Source organism: Rhodococcus sp. RCBS9 (assembly GCF_029457415.1).
Taxonomy (GTDB): Bacteria; Actinomycetota; Actinomycetes; order Mycobacteriales; family Mycobacteriaceae; genus Rhodococcus_F; species Rhodococcus_F qingshengii.
Genome location: NZ_CP120422.1, coordinates 235786 through 258984, shown reverse-complemented (window position 1 = coordinate 258984; position 23199 = coordinate 235786). Strand labels below are relative to the sequence as shown.

Here is a 23199-nt window from a genome sequence, read left to right as displayed (position 1 = left end):
AGCCGGTCAGATCTTCGCGGCCAGTCGTGTGCCCTGTTCGATGGCACGCTTGGCGTCGAGTTCGCCAGCGACATCCGCGCCGCCGATGATGTGGGTCACCACACCCGCGACGGTCAATTCGTCCACGAGATCGCGAACCGACTCCTGCCCGGCGCAGATGACGATGGTGTCGACCTCGAGAAGTCGGGGCTTCTCGTGCTTCTCACCGAAGGTGATATGCAGGCCGGCGTCGTCGATGCGCTCGTAGTTGACGCCCGAGAGCTCGTGGACGCCCTTGTTCTTGAGGGCCGCCCGGTGGACCCAGCCGGTGGTCTTCGCGAGGCCGGCGCCGATGCGTCCTGGCTTGCGTTGGAGGAGGTAGACCTCCCGCTCGGAGAGTTCTGGTACCGGAGTGGTGAGAGCGCCCGGGGCCATTTCGGGTTCGGTGACGCCCCATTCCTGCTTCCACTCCTTGAGATGAAGAGTGGGGGAAGTGGGGTGCGTGAGGAATTCGCTCACATCGACGCCGATGCCGCCGGCGCCGATGACGGCGACGGACTTGCCGACGGGCTTGCCCTCTCGGACGACCTCGGCGTAGGTCAGCACCTTCGGGTTCTCGATGCCGGGGATCTTGGGAACCCGCGGCGTCACGCCGGTGGCAACCACGACTTCGTCGAAGGAGCCGATGAGATCTGCCGGTGCGACGCGGGTTTCGAGCTTGACCGTCACTCCAGCCACGTCCAGCATGCGGGTGTAGTAGCGAATGGTCTCGGCGAACTCTTCCTTACCCGGAATGAGCTGTGCGATCCCGAATTGCCCGCCGATCTTGTCCGAGGCCTCGAACAACGTGACCGAATGACCACGCTGAGCAAGGTTGAGTGCTGCGGAAAGTCCGGCGGGGCCGGCACCGACGACGGCGAGGTTCTTGGTCCGCCGGGTGGGGGAGAGGATCAACGTGGTCTCACGGCCCGCGCGCGGATTGAGCAGGCAGGAGACCTGCTTGTGAACGAAGGCGTGGTCGAGGCAGGCTTGGTTACAGGCAATGCACGTGTTGATCTCGTCGGACGCTCCGCGTTCTGCCTTGTTCACCCAGTCGGGATCGGCGAGCATCGGCCTGGCCATCGAAATCAACTGCGCGTCACCGCGGTTGAGGATCTCTTCGGCAGTCTCGGGCATGTTGATCCGATTCGAGGCGGCTACCGGAATGTCGACGTGCTTCTCGAGCTTGCTCGTGATGTCCACGAAGGCTGCTCGGGGAACCGAGGTGACGATGGTGGGCACCCGTGACTCGTGCCATCCGATGTCGGTGTTGATGATCGTGGCGCCGGCAGCTTCGACTTCCTTTGCCAACGAGACGATTTCATCCCAGGTCTGACCGCCCTCGACCAGGTCTGCCATCGACAACCGGAACACGATGATGAAGTTCGGGCCGACGGCCTTGCGTGTGCGTCGCACGATTTCGACTGCCATGCGTCGACGGTTCTCGGAACTGCCGCCCCACTGGTCGGTGCGCTTGTTCGTGCGCTCGCAGAGGAACTGGTTGATGAAGTAGCCCTCACCGCCCATGATTTCGACGCCGTCGTAACCCGCGGACTTGGCCAGACGCGCGCAGCGAACATAGTTCCGGATCTGCCAACGCACCCCACGGCCGGTCAGCTTGCGCGGACGGAACGGATTGATAGGCGCCTTGATCGACGACGCGGAGACACTGAACGGCTGGTAGCTGTAGCGGCCGGCGTGCAGGATCTGCATGGCGATCTTTCCACCCGCGTCGTGAACCGCCTTGGTGATCCGGCGGTGACGGCGCGCTTCGATGCGGTTGGTCAGCTTGGCACCGAAGGGTAAGAGCCAACCGGTGCGGTTGGGCGCGTAGCCGCCGGTGATGATCAAGCCGACTCCGCCACGGGCACGTTCGGCGAAGTACTCGGCCAAGCGGTCGGTGTCCTTCGCGCGATCTTCGAGGCCGGTGTGGATCGATCCCATGACGACGCGGTTCTTCAGCGTCGTGAATCCGAGGTCGAGCGGTTCGAGCAGGCGGGGGAACTGTGTATCCGTCATGACTGAAGATGTCCTTCCGTGGCGTACTCGCCGGTGTCTTCGGTGGCGTACTCGCCGGTGTCTTCGGTGGCGTACTCGCCAGTGGGCAATGCGTCCAGAACTTCCTGGCACCAGTCGGTGAATCCTTCTTCGACGCGGATGCCGCCGCGAAGTACGAGGTACTGGTGCAGTGAAGAGCCGGAAAGCGCTGCTGGATTGGGGAAGTCACGCTTTTCGATGAGTCGGTAGACGTCGAGGCGGGCGGCGTGGCCGTCGCGGTGGCGAGCGACTTCGCGTCGTAGAGCGGGGAGATCGGCGTGCGCAGCGGCCCTGATCTTGATGGCCAACTCGTTGCGCAGGTGGTTCGGTTCGGACGGCTCTGCGATCCATCGGGTCAGTTCGGCGCGGCCGGCATCGCTGACGCGGTACATCTTCTTGTCCGGTCGGCCGTCCTGCGCGATGGGCTCCACCTCCACCCAGCCTGCCTCGTCCATTCGCTTGAGGACTCGGTAGATCTGCTGGTGCGTCGCGCTGTGGAAGAAGCCGATCGACTTGTCGAACCGGCGTGTGAGGTCGTATCCCGACGCATCCTGTTCGGAAAGGGAGACGAGCAACGCATGTTCGAGTGCCATGGAAAAAGTATCTATGCACTCAGGTGCGTATGCAACTAAGTGCGTACTAACTCGGGTGCATAGAGCGTCTTGTATGTCGACTTCGGAGAGAGGCGCCGAGTCGCCCGCGCGCAGTTAGGCTTCGCCGTATGAGCGCCGAGTCCACGAGCACGCAGGCAGAGCCACCCGCAGGCATCGGCGGTGCGGCCACGAAGAGTCAAGTGTTCGCATGGGGGCTGTGGGATTGGGGATCGGCCGCATTCAACGCAGTGATCCTCACGTTCGTCTTCTCGGTTTATCTCACCGACGCGGTCGGTGACGACCTTCCCGGCACGATTTCGGCAACTACGTGGCTCAGCTGGGCACTCGGAATCGCCGGCTTCTTCATCGCGATTCTCGCTCCGATCACCGGACAACGTTTCGATGCGTCGGGTAAACGTAAACTCTCGCTCGCGATACTGACCGGCATCACCGTGCTCTCGATGGCGGGCCTCTACTTCGTCGAAGACAACTACCGCTATCTGTGGCTCGGATTGGTTCTGCTCGCAATCGGTTCGGTGATCTTCGAGCTTGCCGGCGTTCCCTACAACGCCATGATGCGGCAGGTGTCGACACCGGAGAATCTGGGTAGAGTCTCCGGCTTCGGCTGGGCCATGGGATATTTCGGCGGAATCGTGCTGCTGTTGCTGTGCTACTTCGGGTTCATCGTCGGCGACGGTGACACTCGGGGATTCCTGGGATTGACCACCGACGGCGGCATGAACATCCGGATGGTGGCACTGCTGGCTGCAGTGTGGTTCGCGGTCTTCGCAATTCCGGTGTTCTTCAAGGTTCCAGAGTTGCCCAGCCCCGCGGTCGATCCGGGAGCGTCCAAGGCCGGGTTCCTCGACTCCTATCGGGTGTTGTGGCGCGATCTGCGCGAACTCTGGAACGTCGACAGGCGCACGATCTGGTACCTGATCGCGAGCGCACTCTTTCGTGACGGTCTGGCGGGCGTGTTCACCTTCGGGGCCGTGCTGGCTGTCAACGTCTACGGAATCAGCGCTGCCGACGTCCTACTGTTCGGTGTCGCGGCCAACGTGATTTCCGCAATCGGTGCATTGGTGGCCGGACGCTTCGACGATCGGATCGGACCGAAACAGGTCATCACCGTCTCGCTGGCGTCGATGATCGTGGTCGGCGCGATCCTGATCGCGGTGTCAGGGCCGGTGATGTTCTGGATCTTCGGTCTCGCGCTCTGCCTCTTCGTCGGGCCCGCTCAGTCGTCGGCACGAACCTTCTTGGCGCGCATCACCCCGCCTGGGCGTGAAGGTCAGATGTTCGGCCTGTATGCGACCACAGGCCGAGCAGTGTCGTTTTTGGCACCGACACTGTTCGGCCTGTTCGCTTGGCTCTTCGGTGCAGACCGTGCCGGCATCATCGGACTGCTGGTGGTTCTCGGCGTCGGTCTTGCCGCATTGTCGATGGTGAAGGCGCCGGAAGGGGACAGTGCGCTTCCCGTCAATCCTTGAAGTAGACCAACTGGTGTGTCGTAGCGAGCAATGCGCCGTCACTGCCCCAAATTTCGGCCGACTGATCGAAGTATCCGTTTCCGAACCGTTGGGTCCGCGCCGTTCCCAGGACGGAATTGTCTGCCTGTTCGGTCAGCGTCTGAGCGTCGGCGTGGAAGTAGATGGTCATCGAGACCGTTCCAGCCGGAGCCATCTTGCCTCGGCGCAAGAAGACTCGTGGGAAGAAGACATCGCACAGTGCGGTCAGCGACGTGAAGTCGAGAGCGCGTGCCGGTTGATCGCGCACCCAGAGTGTCGTGGTCGAGTCGGGATGCTCACCCGACTCCAGGTCGGGGATCGCACCTTCGACAAAGCGCATCTCGTAGTTCTGTGCCCAGGCGATGAACTCGGGGAACGGCAGCAGCGTAACGTCTTCGGCCGACGGAACTTCCGGCATCGTGATTTCGGTCGACGACCAGGTTTCACGCCTGGTGCCGAACACTGCCGTCGCGGTAGTGGCGACGGTTCCGTCCTGAGACAGTTCGATGGACCAGTGCTGCGTCGAGCGGTTGGTGCGCACCGGCCGGGCGGAGATCTCGAAGGCGCCCTCGGTGATCGGACCGGCAAAGTTGACGGTCAACGACAGCGGATCGCCGAGGCGTTCGGGGTGCTTCAGTACAGATTCGAGCAACGTGGCAGCGGTGACGCCGCCGAACGGCCCGACCATGTTGTTGTACGCCGGATTGGTCTCGCCGGTCGACAAGCCGGCGGTGAGTGGCGTCAATCCGACAGCAGCGTCGAAAGGATGGGGTGGTGCAACGGTCTCGGTCATCGCAGAACTCCTGGTGATGGAATCAATTCGGCTCTATGTATGACAACATACATAGAGCCGAATTCGTCGCGGCGATCAGGATCCTGCACGTGCGAGGATCGCCTCGGCCAACTCTTCGGCTCGCTCTTCCGGAATCCAGTGACTTCCGCCGTCGAGCACGACGAACTCGTAGGGGGCGTCCACGAATTCACCACAGCGTTCTGCGCCTGCGCGGCCGAGCGCTGTGTCGCCGGTGCTCCAGACATACGTGGTCGGCACGGTGGTGCGATCGATGTCGCCGAAGTCGCGGGTCATCGCGCGGTACCAGTTCAAGGCGCCGGTCAGCGCGCCCTCCCCGCTCAGGACACGAATGTGCTCGTCGGCGAATTCAGGATCGATCTGGCCGTCGAACATGGCGCGCAGCCGGCGAAAGTTGTCCTCCGACAACACTTCCTCGGCTTTGCCCTCCTGTCGGAGAAGTCCGATGTACGACGAGCGTTGTTTTTGGTCCTCGTCCTCGCGGAGTGCCCAGCCGAAGGCGGTGGGGTGCGGGACCGAGATCGCGGTCAGACTGCGGATCCGGTTCGGATGGCGACCGGCGACCTGCCAGGCGACCGCCGAACCCCAGTCGTGGCCGACCAGATGCGCGTCGGACAGGCCGAGTGCGTCGAGCAATCCGACGACGTCGGCTACCAGGTGCTCGATCTTGTAGGCATCCACCCCTTCGGGGCGTGCGCCGGCGGAGTAACCGCGCTGATTCGGTGCGATAACGCGGTAGCCCGCTGCGGTGAGCAGTGGTGTGACCTTGCCCCAGGATGCGGCGCTCTCCGGGAAGCCGTGCAGCGCTACCAGCGGAATGCCGTCGTCCGGGCCCGAGATCAGTACGTCGAAGGTGAGGTCGCCAACGGGGATTTCGTATGTACTCGTGGAAGACATGACTCTCACCGTACGTCGAAAAGGTGAACCCGAGGTCAGTTTCGAGGTGGATTCCAGGTGGCCATTCCGAGCATGATGACTCGCAGTTGCTTCTCGGCTCGTGTGATGACGGCGGCTTCGTCGCGATACCCGGCCGTCCCGGCGTCCAGCAGTTCGACGACAGCGCTGAACATCGTCGAGACGATCAGGTCGGCAGCCATTTCCAGATCGTCCGTCGACCAGCTTTCCAGTCCGGCAATTCTGGAGAGGTCGATGGTCAGTTCGCTGACGAACAACCGCATTTCGGTGGCTATCGCACGTCGTACCTCACTGACGCCGCTGTAGCGTTCGCGGCAGAGGAAGCGAAACTGTCGCTCGTGTGTATGCACTTGTCGCACAAGGATGCCCAGTGACGTAGCGGCGTCCTTGGTGCTGGGATTACGCCTTGCGTCGCGCAGCATCTGGCGCAACATGCGCATGCTCTCTTCGACGAGGACGACACCGACGTCCTCCAGTGAAGCGAAGTGGCGGTAGAACGCCGTCGGAACGATCCCGGCTTCCCTGGCTACCTCTCGCAGGCTGATTCCGGCGAAGCCGCGATCGGCCGAGAGGTCCATGGCAGTGTCCAGGAGTGCTTGGCGTGTGCGTTCCTTCTTTGCGGCACGACTTTCCGGCTCCCTGTTGTCGGGTTCCCTGCGCTCTGGGTTCACCGGTCCGGCCTTCGTCACGACGTCGAGTGTATGTACAGGCATTCCGGCTCCTTTCGGCAACTCGTGTAACTCGGATCACATTCTTGTTGACATGTACTTGTGTGCACCTGTCACACTATCTTCGGTGAACATTTGTACACTGAATTCACGCAGTCGGGGGAAGCTAGCCCAGCAATCGATACACCCGGCAATCGAAGTACGAGGAGGGTCATGACAATCGCATCTGCTCCTGAGAACACGACACCGAAGTCCACACCTCGGCGCGGGCTGTCCTTGGTGGGACTGATCGAAGCCATGGCCGCTCCACATCAGATCGATCGGTACCTCGAGTTGGTCAACCCGATGGCGACCGTTCGTGACATCCGCGCGCAGGTTGTCGCCGTCGACCATCCGACGGCTGACTCCGTCACTCTCACGCTGCGCCCGACTCGCCAGTGGCGCGGTTTTCAGGCGGGCCAGTTCGTGCAGTTGGGCGTGGTGATCGACGGTGTTCGTCACACTCGCTGCTACTCGCCGGCCGGGGGCGCGTCTACGCGCAGCGGGCTGATCGAGCTCACCGTCAAAGCGCATCCGGGTGGCTTGGTGTCGCAGTATCTGTACGCCAACGCAGCGCCCGGGCTCGTTGTCAGCCTCTCGCAGGCAGACGGGGTGTTCTCCCTTCCCGTCGACCGCCCGCGTCGGGTGTTGTTGATCAGTGGCGGCAGTGGAATCACCCCGGTCATGTCGATGCTTCGGACGCTGGTGGAGGAGCAGCACTCGGGCGAGATCGTGTTCGTGCATTACGCGAACACCGATGCCGACGTGGCGTACACGCGCGCGCTGAAGACCATCGCCGAGCAGAACCCGAACGTGAAACTGGTACTCGTGTACACCGAAAGCGGTGGAGGTGACCTCGAAGGTTTCTTCGATCGCGGGCACCTCGACGCGGTGGCTCCTTGGATCGCCGATCCGGACACGATCGACGCTCAGGCTTATCTCTGCGGACCTCCCGGACTGATGCGGGGAGTGCGTGAGGTGTTCCGTGAGGTCGACGTCGAGCACTTGCTCAACACCGAGGAGTTCGCGCCGGCGGTGGCCGAGCCGGGGGAGGCCGGCGGCGAGGTGTCATTCACCAAAAGTGGGGTGGCGGCCGAGAACTCCGGCGAAACACTTCTCGAACAAGCAGAAGCTGCGGGCCTCAATCCCGAGTACGGATGCCGGATGGGAATCTGCTTCTCCTGCACCTCCGTCAAGAAGGCGGGCCGTACCCGAAACGTGCGCACCGGTGAGACAGACGACGAGCCGGACAAGAAGATCCAGCTGTGCGTCAGTGCTCCCGTCGGCGACGTCACCGTCGACATCTGAAGTCCCATTTTCCACACGACTGTCTGGAGACCGACATGTTTGGACTTTCACTTCCCACCCTCCCGTTCCTCGGCAACGGTTCCGATGCGAAGGACGACGCTCCCGTCGTCCTGACGTACGAGCAGGTCGAGGAGATCGGCCGCGAGTTGGACGCATTGCGCGATCGCACCGTCGCCTCGCTCGGGGCGGAGGATCGGGAGTACATCTACAAGATCATCAAGGCTCAGCGCGGGTTCGAGGTCGCAGGTCGCGGCTTGATGTACCTCGGCTTCCTGCCTCCGGTGTGGCTCGCGGCAGTCGGTGCATTGAGCGTGTCCAAGATCCTCGACAACATGGAGATCGGCCACAACGTCATGCACGGTCAGTACGACTGGATGCGTGAACCAGGGCTCAATTCCGAAGTCTTCGAATGGGATACGGTGTGCCCGGCCGACCAGTGGCGTCACTCGCACAACTACATGCATCACACGTACACCAATATTCTCGGCAAAGACCGTGACATCGGATACGGCATCCTGCGTATCGACGACGCGCAGAAGTGGAACCCCTATTACCTCGGTAATCCGGTCTGGGCCTTCGCCTTGATGGTGCTCTTCGAGTGGGGCGTGATGATGCACGATCTCGAGATCGAGAACGTCATCCAGGGCAAACGCAAGTGGCACGACGTCAAGCCGCTCCTGAAGGGCTGGTGGAACAAGGCGGGCAAGCAGGTCCTCAAGGACTACGTCATCTTCCCGGTTCTCACGGGGCCGCTGTTCGTGACCACTCTCGCGGGGAATGTCACCGCCAACCTGGTCCGGAACGTGTGGACGTACTCGATCATCTTCTGTGGCCATTTCCCCACCGGTGTCCAGAGTTTCACCGAGGACGAGACGGCCGACGAGACTCGCGGGCAGTGGTACGTGCGTCAGATGCTCGGCAGCGCCAACATCGAGGGAAGCCCGCTCTTCCACATCATGTCCGGCAACCTCTCGCACCAGATCGAGCACCACCTGTTCCCGGACCTGCCTGCGCATCGTTATCCGGAACTCGCTCCCCAGGTGAAAGAATTGTGTGGGAAGTACGGTTTGCCGTACAACACTGGTGGGTTCTTCAAGCAGATCGGTTCGGTATGGGGCAAGATCTTCAATCTCGCTCTTCCGCCCGGTTTGGTCAAGTCGACGACCCCTCCCGGTGTTATCGTCGAGCGCCAGCGAACTGCAGCCTGAGAGGCACACACTGATGGTCGGGAAATTCGAACGCCGCAAGGACACGGTCCAGGAACTGACCGAAAGTGCAGCCAACCACGTGGGCTCGATCGCGATGATCATCGCCGGGGCCGTTCGAGACGTGACGCGCGAGATCGGCGACTGGGTGTCCGACGGAATCGAGATGCGTGAAGCAGCGAAAAAGGCTGCAGCTGACGATCGTTCGGAGTCCGTGACCATCGAGCACGACGACAGCGATCCACCTGAAGACTGGCGTTGATTCACCGCGGCGGACGGCCTGATCGCGCAACCGCGAGCCGTCTCGCCTGAACGACCACGTTGCCCTCCGTCACAGATGACGGAGGGCAACGCGGGTTTCGTGGACTGCCTCGGCGGCCGAAGACGCGGATCGAACGCCGATCACAAGTGAGGTCCTAAGCAGCGCTGCCGAGGCTCGCCGAGTCGAAGCTGCCGAGCCCGGTGCTACCGAGACCGCTGCTACCGACTCCGCCCAGTGCGAGTGCATTGCTGCTGCCCGCGCTCAGTAGCTGGACGATGATGTTGATGACGATGGGGTCGCCGGTGAGCGGAATTGTAGGCACAGGGGGACCTGCTTTCTGTTTCGAGATGTGGTGAGAAGGTGAGCGGCGACGGGATCGTCGACGTGGTCAGGCGGGCTGTTTCAGCCACTTCCGGTGCTGCCGAGCGACACGATGGAGCCGTTGCCGAAGCCGAGTGCTCGGGAGAGTGAGCCGAAGTCGATGACCAGGCTGCCCAGGGTGTGCTGGTTTATCACGGTGGTTCCTGTCTGTGCCGCGACTGTGTGATGCGAGCGGGTAAGTCGATCAGGGAGCAGGCGTCGTGGGAGTTTCGCCGCCGCCGCCAATCGGAGAGTTGTCGGTGTAGAGGAAACTGCTGCCGGCGTTGAACATCTGTAGGACGGTGTTCAAAACGACGGCCAAAGCGCCTGTGGTTGGTGCGGCGATCATGTGCTTGCTCCTGGTTTCAGCGGTGGCGACGTGGTGGTCACCGTGGTCACCGCCATCACAGTGTCAGGCGGCTTGGAGCGGGCCCTGTGCGAGAGATTCTCTCGCACAGGGCCCGAGATTCGTCCTAGGAGACGCCGCCGCCATCCGTCGAGCCCGTGCCGGTGCTGCCCGCGTTGAAGAGCTGCAGGATGGTGTCGAAGAAGGCACCGAGGAGAGCGTTATCCTGGCCGTTGATCATGTGTTTCCCCTTAATTGTTACTGGTTTGCGCGGTGATTCGCACCACACTTTTATAGCCCGGTTCGGAGCGGAAAAGTGGGGTCCAGGCGCCACACGTGGACAGCTAATAGCGAGGATGTGAGTGTTCACATTTTCGCTGGACGATTGTCCACATCAGTGCTTGCGAAGGTCAGCGAGATCATGGCAGCGCGCAGTTTGAGCAGTTCAGAGGGCAGGGCCGGATCCAATCCGGTCAGGGTTGCGATGCGCTTGATTCGATTGTCGACGGTGTTGGTGTGCAGGCCGAGCGCCGACGCGGTGCGCTGACGATGCTGGCCGTTGGCGAGATGTATGGACAATGTCTGCAGCAGTTCCGGATTGCCGTCGAGTGGCTTGAGAAGATTGATCAAGCTGTCGCGGCCTGCGCCACCCCGAGTGAGTTGATACTCGAGCGCGAGGTCTTCCATTCGGTAGGACCGCGCCGGCAGTCTCAGGCGCCGCACGAGTTGCGCCAATTCGTGAGTGGTTGCTTGGGCGGCGGCGATATCTCGTACCGCGGCGTTCTCGGCGATTGCTGTGATCTCCACCCCGACCGTCGCGCGTGCGCGTTGGATGACCTCGCACACTGTTCCCCAGTCGGGCGTGCCCTCGATCAGCACCAGACCACGTTGCGGTGCAGGAGCTTCGAGCAGTGCCGACCCGAAGTGGGCCGCGATTTTCGATTGAGCGACGGAGAGGTCACGGTAGGCCTGTATGCGCTGGTGGTTGCCGTTGCGTGCTCCCGGGCGGATGGGCGGCAGGTTCACCAGGAGCCGCAGGACGAGATAGCGGGGTGCGAGTTCAACGCCCATCTGCAACGCAAGCTGGGTGGGATCGTCGCCGTCCAGCATGGCCTTCACGAGGGCGCCGGCGGAGTATTCCCCGAGTTGGGAACCGGCTGGAAGAGCCGAGAGATAGCTGATCGAGATGAACGAGTGAAGCCGCTGCGCAAGTGCGAACAAGAACTCGTTGAGATCCCCGAGATTGGCGGAGTCCTCGGCGTCGGCCCGGCTGAGGATGAGGGTGCGAAAAGTGCTGATGCCCTCGTTGGTCAAGTTGAGGATCGCGCTGAGTGGCACGCCTTTCAATGCTTGTTGGGCGGTCATCGTGTGAATGCCGTCCAACTCTTGGTCGGTGGGAAGTTTGCGGTGATCCAATAGCTGGATCCCCACTTGGAGCCCCTGCACGATCACCGCAATCAGTTCCCGACGTACTGCCTCCGTTTGGAGGGAAGTCAACGTCGGGTTGGCACGGGACAGGTGATCTACGAGATCGCTTGCCAGTGGGATGACGTCGTTGACCGCTGTGGAGGCGGGCTTGCCTCCCAACATGAGCGGTCCCGGGTTGTTCAGCAGCGCTGGGGACATGGGTGGCCTCCTCTAGACAGGTGCGTCGCCTGGCACAGGCACCCGGAGGCTCGGCGCGTTACGAAGCGGGGTACACGCTGAGGCCTTGTTCGGGGGCATACTCGCCGCGGAAATTTGCGGATCGAATTGCGCCAGGCGTTGTGATTTCTACCACATGAACGATCGTCCAACTGTGAAATGGACAAATGTGAAGATAAGTCCATATGCCCCACGCGCTGCGGACCTAAACAATCGTCCACTTACGGTGTTTTTCGACGTCAGAGCGGAAAACGGTTTCGGAGGACACCACGAGTTCCGTCTGGGATCATTGCCGCGCCTACGGTGCTCGTCGCGGGCGATTTGCTCGGAGCAAGCTCGAGGGCCCTGGGTCCTCGCGGACCCAGGGCCCTCGAGGCCTAGGTATTGATTCGACCAGTCCGATGTACGGGAACCGGTCCAGGGTGAAATCACCCTTTTTGTACTGCTGTCTGTGGTGCGGAAATCTCTAGATGACGCCCAGTGAAATCATGGCGTCGGCCACCTTCACGAAGCCGGCAATGTTCGCGCCGTGCACGTAGTCGCCGGGCTTTCCGTACTCGGCAGCGGTGTTGATGGTGCGCTTGTGGATGCCGCGCATGATTCCGGCGAGACGCTCGTCGGTGTACTCGAAGCTCCAGGAATCACGCGAAGCATTCTGCTGCATTTCGAGAGCGGAGGTTGCAACGCCACCGGCGTTGGCCGCCTTGCCGGGTGCGAAGGCTACGTTCGCGTCACGGAAGAGCTGGATGCCACCGGGGGTGGTGGGCATGTTCGCGCCTTCGGCAACGGCCTGAACGCCGTTGGCGATCAAGGTCTTTGCGGCATCTTCGTCGAGCTCGTTCTGAGTCGCGCAGGGGAGTGCGACGTCGCACGGCACGTCCCAGATGGAACCGTCGGCGATGAACTCGGCATGCGGAACTGCGTCGGCGTACTCGCTGATGCGGCCGCGGCGAACTTCCTTGATCTCCTTGAGGAGGTCGAGATCGATGCCCTTCTTGTCCACGATGTATCCCGAGGAATCCGAGCAGGCGATCGCGACGCCGCCGAGCTGGTGGATCTTCTGGATTGCGTAGATGGCGACATTGCCGGATCCGGAGATCACGACGTTCTTGCCTTCGAGGCCTTCACCCTTCGCCTTGAGCATTTCGGCGACGAAGTACGCGACGCCGTAGCCGGTGGCCTCGGTGCGAACCTGCGATCCGCCCCAGGTGATGCCCTTGCCGGTGAGGACGCCCGACTCGTACGTGTTGGTCAGCCGCTTGTACTGACCGAACAGGTAGCCGATCTCGCGACCGCCGACGCCGATGTCGCCGGCCGGAACGTCGGTGTATTCACCGATGTGACGCTGCAGTTCGGTCATGAAGGACTGACAGAAGCGCATGACCTCTGCGTCGGAGCGGCCCTTGGGATCGAAGTCCGAGCCACCCTTGCCGCCGCCGATGGGCAGGCCGGTGAGTGAGTTCTTGAAGATCTGCTCGAAGCCGAGGAACTTCACGATGCCCAGGTTGACGCTGGGGTGGAAGCGCAGGCCGCCCTTGTAGGGGCCGAGTGCACTGTTGTACTGCACGCGGAAGCCACGGTTGACGTGAACGTTGCCCTGGTCGTCGGTCCACGGCACGCGGAAGATGATCTGGCGTTCCGGCTCGCAGAGCCGCTCGATGAGTCCGGCGTCGGCGTAGCGGGGGTGGCGTTCGAGCACTACGTGAAGAGACTCGAAGACCTCTGCGGCGGCCTGATGGAACTCGGGCTCTCCTGCATTGCGAACCAAAACCTGATCGTAAATCTGCGCTACGCGGTCACGTACGGACACCGCTCACCTACCTCGTTGTGAGAACTCTTTTACATTTCCGTTACATACTAGGCGCCTTTATTGCTGTATCGGACAACTGTCCTGTGAAGGTGAAATCGGACACAGCTGTCACTTGTGTCAGTTGAACGGGCGATTTATAACAATTTGCTCAGCTTTCACTCTCTTAACACATTCCAAATGGTTTGCTTCTGCGGTCGGGGATCACTGTGCCTGTGGTCCGAACGAGTCGAAATGATCAGAGGGGCTGCACGTGCGTAATAAACACTCCATGTCGGCGATGTTGTCGATAGGCGTCGTCACGATTGCCGCGACGATTGCCGCAGCACCGTCTGCGTCGGCGATCGGTGGACCGTGCGGTTCGGGAGGAAGTGGTTCCGCCGGATCGATGACGGGTTCGCTCGGCTCGCTGACCGGATCGCTCGGCAGTGGATCCGCCGGTACCGGCTCCCTCGCCAACGCGCTGCCTTGGATCACCGGCGCCCCCAACGGTGCTCTGCCGGTGCTGACCGGCCGGACCAAGGCGATCGAAATGGTCACTGGCCCAGGCAGTCCCAACAACACCATCGAGCGGTTCAACGTGTCGGGTACCGACCTCGGAATCATGTGGGACAACGGTCTTTCGGGGCCGGATCACGACGTGCTGATGGCATTCGGCGACACGGTGGGCGACTGCGACACCCCGGGTGACGACTGGCGCAGCAACGTATTGTTCCGCAGCAACGACACCGCCATTGCCGACGGGATGAAGATCGACAGTTCTCCTTTGGACGGCCCCAATCATTCCAAGGAGATCATTCCGGGATTCGGCATTCCGGGTGAGTTCACCACCATCCCGACCGCTGGAATCTCTTACGGTGGTGTGCAGTACATCAGATTCATGTCCGTTCGGTCGTGGGACGAACCTGGAGCCTGGACCACCAACTACTCGGCTCTGGCCTTCTCCACGGACAACGGTGAGAACTGGGAACTCGATCCGGCGACAGTTCGCGCCAATACCGAAGGACTTGGCATTCCGGGGATTCCGGCAGTATCGCCGATCAATTCCAACTTCCAGCAGAGCGCCTTCCTCGACGGTCGGGACGGCTACATTTACGAATACGGAACTCCCTCAGGTCGTTTCGGTAAGGCGATCCTGGCGCGAGTGGCCGGCGCCGACATCAGAAATCTCGGCGCCTACGAATACTGGGACGGCTCCGGTTGGAGTCCGCGAGATACCGATGCCGTTCAGGTCATCAAGGCACCGGTCAGTGAACTCGCAGTGCAGTGGAACGACTACCTGAACAAGTACGTTGCCATGTACACCAGTGCCGAGGGCAACCTGGTGATCCGTCAGGCCGACCAACCGCAAGGCCCGTGGAGTGGTACGCAGACCCTGTTGAGTGGAATCACGTTGCCCGCGTTGTACGGCGGATTCATGCACCCGTGGGCGAGCGGACAGTTCCTCGAATTCGTCGCCACCACGTGGGACCGTTACAACGTCATCTACATGCGGACCGATTTGAACGGACTCCAGATGGCGTCGTCGGATTCGCGCGATCGTCCTGACCCCGCGACCACCGGTGAGGCTCGCGTACTCGAAGTCACGATGCCGGAAGACCGCTAGCCGAGCAAGATTCGACAACTATGGCCTGCAACTCGATCGAGTTGCAGGCCATAGTTCTGTGGGTAGTGATATTCGGGTGATGCTCAGAGAATGAAGAGCATTTCCTGATACGTCGGGAGTGGCCAGTGATCGTCGGCGACGATGGTTTCGAGGAAGTCGGCCGCTGCACGTACCTCTGCCATGGCGGGCAGGAGTGCGTCCTGTGCGTGCTTGGCCTGATCGAATGGCGACTCGCCGGCATTGGTGTCGATCGCTGCGCGCAGGGACGCGAGCGCTGTGCGCAGAACCGCAACGGGCGCCGACACTTCTTCGAGCGGAGCAGAATCCGGTTCGAGGCCGGCGGACTTCAGCGCGACGAAGTTTTGCGCAACTTCCGTCTGGTGGCGCACTGCGGCCGGAAGGATAAGTGTCGTACCGATTTCAGCGGCCAGGCGTGCCTCGACGCCGATGCTCAGTGCGTACTGTTCGAGGCCGACCTCGTAGCGACTGTGCATCTCTCGGTGGTTGAAGACCTTGTACTTCTCGAAGAGTTCCATCGAGGACTCGGTGATCAGTTCAGGAAGGGCGTCCAGCGTCGTGCGAAGGTTCGGCAGACCGCGAGACTCGGCCTCGATCTGCCAGTTCTCCGAGTAACCGTCGCCGTTGAAGACAACCGCACCGTGGTTGGTGATGATCTCGGTGAGCAGATTCTGGACGGCGGTGTCGAAATCCGCGCCGTCGGCGACCGCGGCCTCCAGTTCGGTGGCCATGTAGTCCAAGGCCTCGGCCATGATCGTGTTGATGGTGACCATCGGGCCGTTGACTGTTTGCAGCGATCCTGGCGCGCGGAACTCGAAACGGTTGCCGGTGAAGGCAAATGGGCTCGTGCGGTTGCGGTCGCCCGGATCGGTCGGCAGGACGGGAAGGGTGTCGGCTCCGATCATCATGGTGCCTTTGTCCTTCGACGATGTCGCCGCGCCCTTGGCGATCTGCTCGAAGACGTCGGCCAGTTGATCGCCGAGGAAGATCGAAATGATGGCCGGGGGAGCCTCGTTGGCGCCGAGGCGGTGATCGTTGGTTGCCGATGCGACCGACGCGCGCAGGAGGCCGGCGTATTTGTGGACGGCCCGGATGACGGCGGCGCAGAATACGAGGAACTGGGCGTTGTCATGCGGATTGTCGCCGGGGACAAGCAAACTGCCGAGTTCGGAGTTGCCCAGCGAGAAGTTGACGTGCTTGCCGGAGCCGTTGACACCGTCGAACGGCTTCTCGTGGAACAGACATTCCATGCCGTGCTTCTTGGCGATGGTTTTGAAGGTGGTCATCAGCAACTGCTGGTGGTCGGCGGCGATGTTGCCTCGCTCGAACATCGGGGCGATTTCGAACTGGCCGGGCGCAACCTCGTTGTGCCGTGTCTTGGCGGGGATACCGAGTTTGAACAGTTCCCGCTCGGTGTCCATCATGAATCCGAGCACACGTTCCGGGATCGCCCCGAAGTAGTGGTCGTCGAACTCCTGGCCCTTGGGCGGCTTTGCGCCGAAGAGTGTTCGGCCGGCGTTGAGGAGGTCGGGGCGGGCGAGGAAGAAGTGTCGATCGATCAGGAAGTACTCCTGCTCGGGTCCGCAGAACGACACGATGTGCTCGGGGTCGTCGTGGCCGAACAACTTCAGGATTCTTTCGGCGTGGAAACCCATAGCCTGTTGTGAACGCAGCAGGGGAGTCTTGTGGTCGAGCGCTTCGCCGGTCATCGAAACGAACACGGTCGGGATACACAGTGTGTTGCCGTTGGGGTTTTCGAGAACGTAGGCCGGGCTCGTGACATCCCAGCCGGTGTATCCGCGAGCCTCGAATGTGTTGCGCAGCCCGCCGTTCGGGAAACTCGAAGCGTCGGGTTCACCTTGGATCAAGGTCTTGCCGGCGAACTCCGCCAGTGCACTGCCGTCGCCGACCGGCTCGAGGAAGCTGTCGTGCTTCTCGGCCGTCAACCCGGTCAGTGGATAGAAGACGTGGGCGTAGTGGGTTGCGCCTTTTTCCAACGCCCAGTCCTTCATCGCCGACGCGACCGCATCGGCGACCATGGGATCAAGCGGTTTGCCTTGCTCGATCGTCGCCATCACCGACTTGTAGACGAGCTTGGGCAGTCGCTTCTGCATGACCACCTTGTTGAAGACGTTGGCACCGAACACCTCGCCGGGTGTCTCGTCGGTGGTGAAACTGACCACCGGAGGTGTGTAGGCCTCGACGTCTTTGATCGCTTGCAAGCGAACTGCATTTCCACTCATGTGCTTACCCCTCGCCCGGGCCCAGGGCTGCGCTGCTGATTGCGAGCCCGACTTCGGCAAACCCTACGAACCTCCGGTATCGGGGGTGTTTCGTAGGTATTGCGCCTGTCCGCAAACTTCGAGTCACAACGGAAATGTCGATCTGTCGGAGGTCTACGGCAGACTTCGAGCCGACGGGCTATTGCAGGACAGTCGAATCGGAGAGTCTTTGTGATCAGGGTGTTGGTGCCAACAACGGTGGAGCAGGGCGATCTCGCGGAAGTGCTTCGGTTGTACGACGAACTTGTCACCGAGACCCGAAAAGAGGTCGGCTGCATCAATTACGAGTTGCTGCAGCGCACCGACAATCCCTGCGAGCTCGTGTTGGCGGAGGAATGGGAATCGCAGGAGCACCTCGACGCCCACACTCATACCGAGCACTTCGTCAGGTTGGTTGAGGCGCTGGACAAGCTCGAGACGGCAGCGCCGGCGCAGATCTTCACGAAGGTTCTGTAGCGGCATGGTCAGACCTCAGTGCCTACCAACATTCAGGCACGAGCGAGCGTGCCGTCCGATCGAATAACAGGTGCCGTGACGTCGACTGCGAGAGAGCCGTCGACCACCGATAGCACCCACGTGTCGAATTCTTCGAGCAGTACCGCGGACCCCCTGTCGCATCCGTCGCACGTCACTCGAAGGTTCCAAAACGGTGTCGGCCCGGCCGGATTCCGCGGGACGGAGCGCCCACCGCACATGCGATGCTTCTCGTGCCCAGCCGCGATCAAGAAGAGCCCTCGTCCACGCTCGAGCTCTCGCCACCACGATCAGGAACTTCTCCGGATCGGTACAACGCTCGTACGAGTCCTTGCCGGGTTGGGTGTCGCCGCGGAACGGGCTCAGCCACCCTGGTGTCTGCGCACCCGTGATGGCGAATGCGGCAGCGACGTCATCGAGTAGGTCGCACAGTTCGCGAGAGAGCGTGGATCGACTTCGCTCCAGCCATTTTCGTGGGCGGAGAGGAGATTGTTGTTGTAAGTCTCCCGCGACGGCGTCGGCGGGTCCGTATTCATGACGGCGACATTACAAGTAGTTCCGACAATCAGTCGCCGATATATCCGGTCTCTGGGTTGATCTGGCTGAGGAGATCGCGGATCGACGCGCGGTGTTCCTCGATGGTTTCGGGCTGAATTTCGTTGGATGGGCTGTTCGCTCGGTCGAGAACACTGTAGTAGGAAACACGCTGAAAACTGGAAAATCCGTACCCCTCGTTCGGCCCCGATTTCCAGTCGTAGTCGGACGCGCCCGGCTCCCCGGGGGCGGACCGTCACCGTGAAGATTTCTCCATCGACTTCCAGCGTGAATGGCCCATCATCTGCGATCGGACGGCTTTCACCTGTCGACTCGTCCTGTTCCTCGAACGTCATGTGTCGACCCTGTCACAAGGGAAGGGCTACAACGATTGGTCGGGCCCGGTCAACGATGCGGGACCGGTAGTCGGTTGATGTGCGCCGGTGAACCGCTCGACGACGGATGCCACGATGATCGCGAGTGCCAGGATTCCAACGGTCCGGGCGAGTGACTTCAGCGTCTTCGGAAGTGCCTTCTTCATGCGAGGCAGATTACTGCGGCTGGCTCAAGATTTGTGGGCTAGGTTTCGGACCGACGTGCGGAGCTCCTTCCGAGCGGGGACTCATTCTGTGCGCGCCTTGACACCATGTCCGTCAATCAGGCGACAGACGTTGAGGACATCCGGGTGAGAGATTGGACTGCCCAACAGCCCTCTAACAAAGGAGTCGAAATGAATCGGACCCGAAAACTCGTCGCATCCGCGGCGGCCGCGTTGGCCTTCGCAGGCCTTGGAGTCGTGACAGCACCTCCCGCCTCGGCTGGCGGGATGGTGACCATCTACCCGAACTTTGCTGACTCGAATTGCGGATTGGGATCAAAAGTTGGGAACCTTCAAGTCGCGTCGTTTCCAGGAACCTCTTCGAACTGGCAGACGAAAAATCAGCGATGGGCGGCAATTAGGGCTCCGCAGGGCGCGTCTGTGCGGATCGTTGCGAATCTTTACTGCATTACACGCAATGTCGGCACATACAAGACCGTGACCAAGAATATCTCGAGGGTTGAGGCAAACAAGAGTTACTACTTCTAAGCGCTCGCGGTGCAGACCATCCTTGAACTCCCTCGATTCACTTCGTGGGTGCGGGGGAGTTTCTCACTGCGCGGACCGACGGCTAGAAAGTGAGGATCCGTTGACTAGTCGATACCGTGAGTGTGGATCTCAATGATACGAAAACACCACCCCCCGCTCCCATTCGAGGTTCGGGGCGATGGTGTTCACTTTGCACGCTGTTCCGATTTGCACGTGATAGTGACTAGTCGGATGGTGCCCCCGGCAGGATTCGAACCTGCGACCAAGAGATTAGAAGGCTCTTGCTCTATCCCCTGAGCTACGGAGGCGCGTGGAACATCATACTCGAGGGTTCGGGATGTGACGCGCGCCGCCCAACTCCGACGCGTTGTCGTAGTCGGTTCGCGAAGGTCCTACCCTTGAGGTATGGCTACACCCGACCTCGCGCCGACAGATTCCCCACCGGAGTCCACACAGCACAGCGGTGCACCCGCTTCTTCGACCGCGATATTCGTGGTCAGTGGACTCATCGCAGGGCTCACCGCAGCCATCGTGGTGGGATTCTCCGCGTCGCAGGCACTGACTCTTCTGGGCATCCCGGATCCAGGTCCGATCACCACATACGGCCTCCCCGCGATGCGTGCACTGGGGGAGATCGCCGCGGTCATCGCGATCGGGTCACTGCTGCTGGCCGCGTTCTTCGTGCCGCCGCAGAAGTCGGGCGTCCTCGACGTCGACGGCTATCGGGCAGTCCGAACTGCATCGCACGCCGCGATCGTGTGGGCGATCTGTTCGTTCATGATGGTGCCTCTGACGCTCTCTGACACGTCGGGTCAGCCGTTTGCCGAAGCGATCAAACCGGCGAACCTGTGGTCGGGACTCGATCAGGTCGAGATCGCCGGCGCTTGGCGTTGGACTGCGATCATCGCGGTTGTTCTGGCGATCCTGGCCCGACTGACACTGCGCTGGTGGTGGACCCCGCTACTGCTGCTGGTCGGTCTTCTCGGACTGATGCCGCTCGCTCTCACCGGTCACTCGTCTTCGGGCGGCTCGCATGACATCGCTACCAATAGTCTGATCCTGCACCTCGTGGCGGCTTCGCTCTGGGCCGGCGGGTTGTTCGCGCTACTGGCACACGCGCGCCGCGGCGGCGATTACACCGACGTAGCAGCCCGACGCTTTTCGACGGTCGCATCCATCTGCTTCGTCGTCATGGGATTCAGCGGCGTCATCAACGCGATTGTCCGTCTGCCTCTCGACGACGTATTCACCACGACGTATGGACGATTGATCGTCGCGAAAACAGTTGCACTGATCATCCTCGGGTTCTTCGGTTGGGCTCAGCGGAGTCGGGCGCTACCGGCGCTGGCGGAGAATCCGAAGAGTCGCTCTGCCCTGATTCGATTTGCCGGCGCTGAAGGCATCGTGATGGCGGCAACCATCGGCCTCGCGATCGGCCTCGGTCGTACCCCGCCGCCCCCTCCGCTGTCGATTCCCTCGATTCCCGAGGTCGAACTCGGTTACAACCTTCCGGACCCGCCGTCGTTCATGGCCTTCGTGACGGACTGGCGATTCGACCTCATGTTCGGCACCGCCGCCGTTGCTGCGGCGATTCTGTACGGCATCGGCCTTCGCAAGCTGGCCAAGCGTGGGGATTCCTGGCCTGTCGGCCGAACCATCGCCTGGATGAGCGGTTGTGCGGTGCTCCTGATCGCCACGTCGTCGGGCGTCGGCAAATACGCACCGGCAGTCTTCAGCGTTCACATGGGTGCGCACATGGCGCTGTCGATGTTGGGACCAGTCCTGCTGGTTCTGGGTGCGCCGATCACTTTGGCTCTGCGGGCGCTCGATCCGGCAGGCAAGGACGGCGTGCCCGGCATTCGCGAGTGGATTCTGACCGCTCTGCACAGCCCGTTCTCGCGATTCATCACCCACCCGATTGTGGCGGCAGTTCTCTTTGTCGGCGGCTTCTACGCGCTCTACCTCGGCGGAATCTACGGCGCGACCGTCGACTCGCACAGCGCTCACCTGCTGATGAACCTGCACTTCATCCTCAGCGGCTATCTCTTCTACTGGGTGGCGATCGGTATCGACCCGTCACCACGCCAATTGCAGCCGGTGACCAAGCTGGCAATGGTCTTCGGCTCACTTCCGTTCCACGCCTTCTTCGGCGTGGCATTGATGAGCACCACCGCCGTCATGGGCGGCGCGTACTTCCGTTCGCTCGGCCTCGGCTGGAACAACGACCTGATCGGCGATCAGCAGCTGGGCGGCAGCATCGCGTGGGCGACCGGCGAGATCCCGCTCATGGTGGTCATGCTCGCGCTACTGGTTCAGTGGTCGCGCAGCGATGGCAGGACAGCGCGCCGAACCGACCGTGCGGCCGAGCGTGACCACGACGCCGACCTCGCTGCTCACAACGCCATGTTCGCCGAATTGGCCAGGCGGGACCGCGAGGGGTGGAAACCCCGTGAGGCTGCTGACACGGAGACTACAAGCGGGGACTCTGCGGACGGGACACCCAGCGAGAAGAAATCCGACGAATCCTCCACTAGCACTTAGCTCCGACACTGCCCGGGCCATTCGGTCCGGGCAGTGCTGTTTCTCCACAGCTGTTCCACCGATGCACAGGTGGAAATCGAAGATCCCGAGCCGGGCGTTTGCCGTTCCACAATCGAAACTGCCGACGCAGTGGTCGGCCCCGCGGCAGTTGGCGGGTTCTGGAGTTCGAAGGGGGATCGGACATGTACGAAACGCATGCAACGGTTGTCGGAACCGTCATCACCAATCCGGTGAAGCGGCAGACCACCAATGGCGAAGAGGTGCTGAGCTTTCGGATGGCGAGCAACACGCGTCGCAAAGACGCGGTGACCGGAGAGTGGACGGACGGAGCGACCCTCTATCTCACGGTCAGCTGCTGGCGGCGGTTGGTCACCGGCGTCGGCGCATCCATCATGAAGGGTGATCCGGTCATGGTGGCGGGGGAGTTGCGCACCAACGAGTACACGACCAAAGAGGGTGTGCCTCGTTCCGATCTCGAGCTACGGGCGACTGCGGTAGGCGCGGACCTTGCTCGTTGCATCTCGAAGATCGAGCGTCAGAGCAAGCCGACGTCGGCGGAGAATGTCGAGGACGCAATCGACACCGTCGCTGCGTGAGGACTCACACCGAAGGTTTCGGGCAGTCGCGGGGCCGCGAGTCGTGCCCCGCGTCCACTCGCTCGAGAAGTTCGGTGAGAGTTGCTCGCTCCGATTCGTCGAGGTCGTCGAACACATCCGAAGATTCGCGTCGTTGAGCTTTTGCGACGTCGGCAGCGAGGGTAGCGCCGGCGTCGGTGAGCTCGAGTAACACGGCTCGCCGATCGTTCGGATCGGGAGTGCGGCGCACCCATCCGGCCTCTTCGAGGGAATCCACGACGTCGGTCGCCGACCGCGGAACGATGCGCAATCGCTCGGCAAGAAACCCGAGTCGAACCGGCTCGCCCACTCGGGTCAGTACTCGCAGCGCTCGGCTTTGCGACGGCGAGAGACCGAATGGTTCCAGCGCTGCCACCTGACGTCGGCGGATGAGCCGTGCCACGGACATCACGACGTCGGTGAGTTCGCGCTCTCGGGAATGCATGGCGTCAGTCTAGCGTTGTTGGTGTCAGCCTCATAGTGAGGTAACCTCATCAATATGAAACTAGGGTGAGAAAGCCT

The 23199-nt window shown here is 61.7% G+C and carries 21 protein-coding genes, 1 tRNA gene and 1 pseudogene; 8 read left to right on the top strand and 15 right to left on the bottom strand.

All coding sequences use genetic code 11. From position 1 onward, the window contains the following. Positions 1 to 6 precede the first annotated feature (6 nt). Entirely contained in the window at positions 7 to 2037 is a 2031-nt protein-coding gene (locus P0M12_RS01325) for an NADPH-dependent 2,4-dienoyl-CoA reductase (RefSeq protein ID WP_007733329.1), read from the bottom strand. Next, complete coding sequence (locus tag P0M12_RS01320; RefSeq protein ID WP_277377383.1) at positions 2034 to 2648, bottom strand: PadR family transcriptional regulator; 615 nt, start codon at positions 2646 to 2648, stop codon at positions 2034 to 2036. Before P0M12_RS01320 ends, P0M12_RS01325 begins: the two co-directional genes overlap by 4 nt. A 128-nt stretch (positions 2649 to 2776) precedes the next feature. On the opposite strand from P0M12_RS01320, the gene P0M12_RS01315 reads away from it, so the two are divergent. Continuing rightward, on the top strand, positions 2777 to 4138 hold the full coding sequence (locus P0M12_RS01315) for an MFS transporter (protein WP_007733331.1): 1362 nt from the start codon (positions 2777 to 2779) through the stop codon (positions 4136 to 4138). On the opposite strand, the gene P0M12_RS01310 is transcribed toward P0M12_RS01315, so the two are convergent. The 3 genes from P0M12_RS01310 to P0M12_RS01300 all read right to left on the bottom strand — a co-directional run bounded on the left by P0M12_RS01310 (position 4128) and on the right by P0M12_RS01300 (position 6595). Then, on the bottom strand, positions 4128 to 4949 hold the full coding sequence (locus tag P0M12_RS01310) for a thioesterase family protein (protein WP_007733332.1): 822 nt from the start codon (positions 4947 to 4949) through the stop codon (positions 4128 to 4130). The genes P0M12_RS01315 and P0M12_RS01310 overlap by 11 nt on opposite strands. 75 nt (positions 4950 to 5024) lie before the next feature. Next, complete coding sequence (locus P0M12_RS01305; protein ID WP_003945355.1) at positions 5025 to 5864, bottom strand: alpha/beta hydrolase; 840 nt, start codon at positions 5862 to 5864, stop codon at positions 5025 to 5027. 35 nt (positions 5865 to 5899) lie between these two features. After that, positions 5900 to 6595 (bottom strand): TetR family transcriptional regulator, encoded by a 696-nt coding sequence (locus P0M12_RS01300; protein WP_277377382.1) that lies wholly within the window; start codon positions 6593 to 6595, stop codon positions 5900 to 5902. A 168-nt stretch (positions 6596 to 6763) separates the two neighbouring features. Here P0M12_RS01300 and P0M12_RS01295 point away from each other — a divergent pair, with 168 nt between their 5' ends. Genes P0M12_RS01295 through P0M12_RS01285 form a run of 3 tightly spaced genes read left to right on the top strand, consistent with a single transcriptional unit; the run spans position 6764 to position 9364 of the window. Continuing rightward, a complete protein-coding gene (locus P0M12_RS01295) occupies positions 6764 to 7897 on the top strand; it encodes a ferredoxin reductase (protein ID WP_050656813.1) in 1134 nt (377 codons plus the stop codon). Between the two features lie 35 nt (positions 7898 to 7932). Further along, entirely contained in the window at positions 7933 to 9105 is a 1173-nt protein-coding gene (locus P0M12_RS01290) for an acyl-CoA desaturase (RefSeq protein ID WP_277377381.1), read from the top strand. A gap of 13 nt (positions 9106 to 9118) precedes the next feature. Beyond that, the gene (locus tag P0M12_RS01285; protein WP_003945295.1) at positions 9119 to 9364 is read left to right on the top strand and encodes a hypothetical protein; all 246 of its coding nucleotides are present in this window, start codon (positions 9119 to 9121) and stop codon (positions 9362 to 9364) included. A gap of 154 nt (positions 9365 to 9518) precedes the next feature. Here the strand turns inward: P0M12_RS01285 and P0M12_RS01280 are convergent, their stop codons facing one another. The 4 genes from P0M12_RS01280 to gdhA all read right to left on the bottom strand — a co-directional run bounded on the left by P0M12_RS01280 (position 9519) and on the right by gdhA (position 13524). Further along, a complete protein-coding gene (locus tag P0M12_RS01280; RefSeq protein ID WP_003945367.1) occupies positions 9519 to 9686 on the bottom strand; it encodes a hypothetical protein in 168 nt (55 codons plus the stop codon). A 243-nt stretch (positions 9687 to 9929) separates the two neighbouring features. Further along, positions 9930 to 10073 (bottom strand): hypothetical protein, encoded by a 144-nt coding sequence (locus tag P0M12_RS01275; protein ID WP_003945326.1) that lies wholly within the window; start codon positions 10071 to 10073, stop codon positions 9930 to 9932. A gap of 363 nt (positions 10074 to 10436) precedes the next feature. After that, positions 10437 to 11696, bottom strand: a complete 1260-nt coding sequence (locus P0M12_RS01270; RefSeq protein WP_277377380.1) for a helix-turn-helix domain-containing protein — start codon at positions 11694 to 11696, stop codon at positions 10437 to 10439. Between the two features lie 484 nt (positions 11697 to 12180). Then, complete coding sequence (gdhA, locus tag P0M12_RS01265; protein ID WP_003945368.1) at positions 12181 to 13524, bottom strand: NADP-specific glutamate dehydrogenase; 1344 nt, start codon at positions 13522 to 13524, stop codon at positions 12181 to 12183. Between the two features lie 268 nt (positions 13525 to 13792). On the opposite strand from gdhA, the gene P0M12_RS01260 reads away from it, so the two are divergent. Next, the gene (locus tag P0M12_RS01260) at positions 13793 to 15127 is read left to right on the top strand and encodes a DUF4185 domain-containing protein (protein ID WP_007733338.1); all 1335 of its coding nucleotides are present in this window, start codon (positions 13793 to 13795) and stop codon (positions 15125 to 15127) included. A gap of 83 nt (positions 15128 to 15210) precedes the next feature. Here the strand turns inward: P0M12_RS01260 and P0M12_RS01255 are convergent, their stop codons facing one another. After that, positions 15211 to 17388 (bottom strand): glutamine synthetase III, encoded by a 2178-nt coding sequence (locus P0M12_RS01255; protein ID WP_081558058.1) that lies wholly within the window; start codon positions 17386 to 17388, stop codon positions 15211 to 15213. A 225-nt stretch (positions 17389 to 17613) separates the two neighbouring features. On the opposite strand from P0M12_RS01255, the gene P0M12_RS01250 reads away from it, so the two are divergent. Next, positions 17614 to 17883 (top strand): putative quinol monooxygenase, encoded by a 270-nt coding sequence (locus tag P0M12_RS01250; RefSeq protein ID WP_223257903.1) that lies wholly within the window; start codon positions 17614 to 17616, stop codon positions 17881 to 17883. A gap of 32 nt (positions 17884 to 17915) precedes the next feature. Here the strand turns inward: P0M12_RS01250 and P0M12_RS01245 are convergent, their stop codons facing one another. The 4 genes and pseudogenes from P0M12_RS01245 to P0M12_RS01230 all read right to left on the bottom strand — a co-directional run bounded on the left by P0M12_RS01245 (position 17916) and on the right by P0M12_RS01230 (position 19830). Then, complete coding sequence (locus tag P0M12_RS01245) at positions 17916 to 18122, bottom strand: DUF6226 family protein (RefSeq protein WP_277377903.1); 207 nt, start codon at positions 18120 to 18122, stop codon at positions 17916 to 17918. Then, positions 18118 to 18267 (bottom strand): annotated as a pseudogene (locus P0M12_RS01240) (DUF6226 family protein); the annotation flags it as partial. The pseudogene P0M12_RS01240 and the gene P0M12_RS01245, both read right to left, overlap by 5 nt. Before the next feature lie 550 nt (positions 18268 to 18817). Then, positions 18818 to 18976, bottom strand: a complete 159-nt coding sequence (locus tag P0M12_RS01235) for a hypothetical protein (RefSeq protein ID WP_209921929.1) — start codon at positions 18974 to 18976, stop codon at positions 18818 to 18820. A 778-nt stretch (positions 18977 to 19754) separates the two neighbouring features. Next, positions 19755 to 19830: transfer RNA gene (locus P0M12_RS01230), tRNA-Arg, on the bottom strand. A gap of 97 nt (positions 19831 to 19927) precedes the next feature. Here P0M12_RS01230 and P0M12_RS01225 point away from each other — a divergent pair. Both P0M12_RS01225 and ssb read left to right on the top strand, forming a co-directional pair. Next, a complete protein-coding gene (locus tag P0M12_RS01225; RefSeq protein ID WP_054187149.1) occupies positions 19928 to 22063 on the top strand; it encodes a cytochrome c oxidase assembly protein in 2136 nt (711 codons plus the stop codon). A gap of 182 nt (positions 22064 to 22245) precedes the next feature. Further along, positions 22246 to 22659 (top strand): single-stranded DNA-binding protein, encoded by a 414-nt coding sequence (gene ssb, locus P0M12_RS01220; protein WP_030537584.1) that lies wholly within the window; start codon positions 22246 to 22248, stop codon positions 22657 to 22659. Between the two features lie 4 nt (positions 22660 to 22663). On the opposite strand, the gene P0M12_RS01215 is transcribed toward ssb, so the two are convergent. Next, positions 22664 to 23122, bottom strand: a complete 459-nt coding sequence (locus tag P0M12_RS01215; protein ID WP_003945320.1) for a MarR family transcriptional regulator — start codon at positions 23120 to 23122, stop codon at positions 22664 to 22666. Positions 23123 to 23199 lie beyond the last annotated feature (77 nt).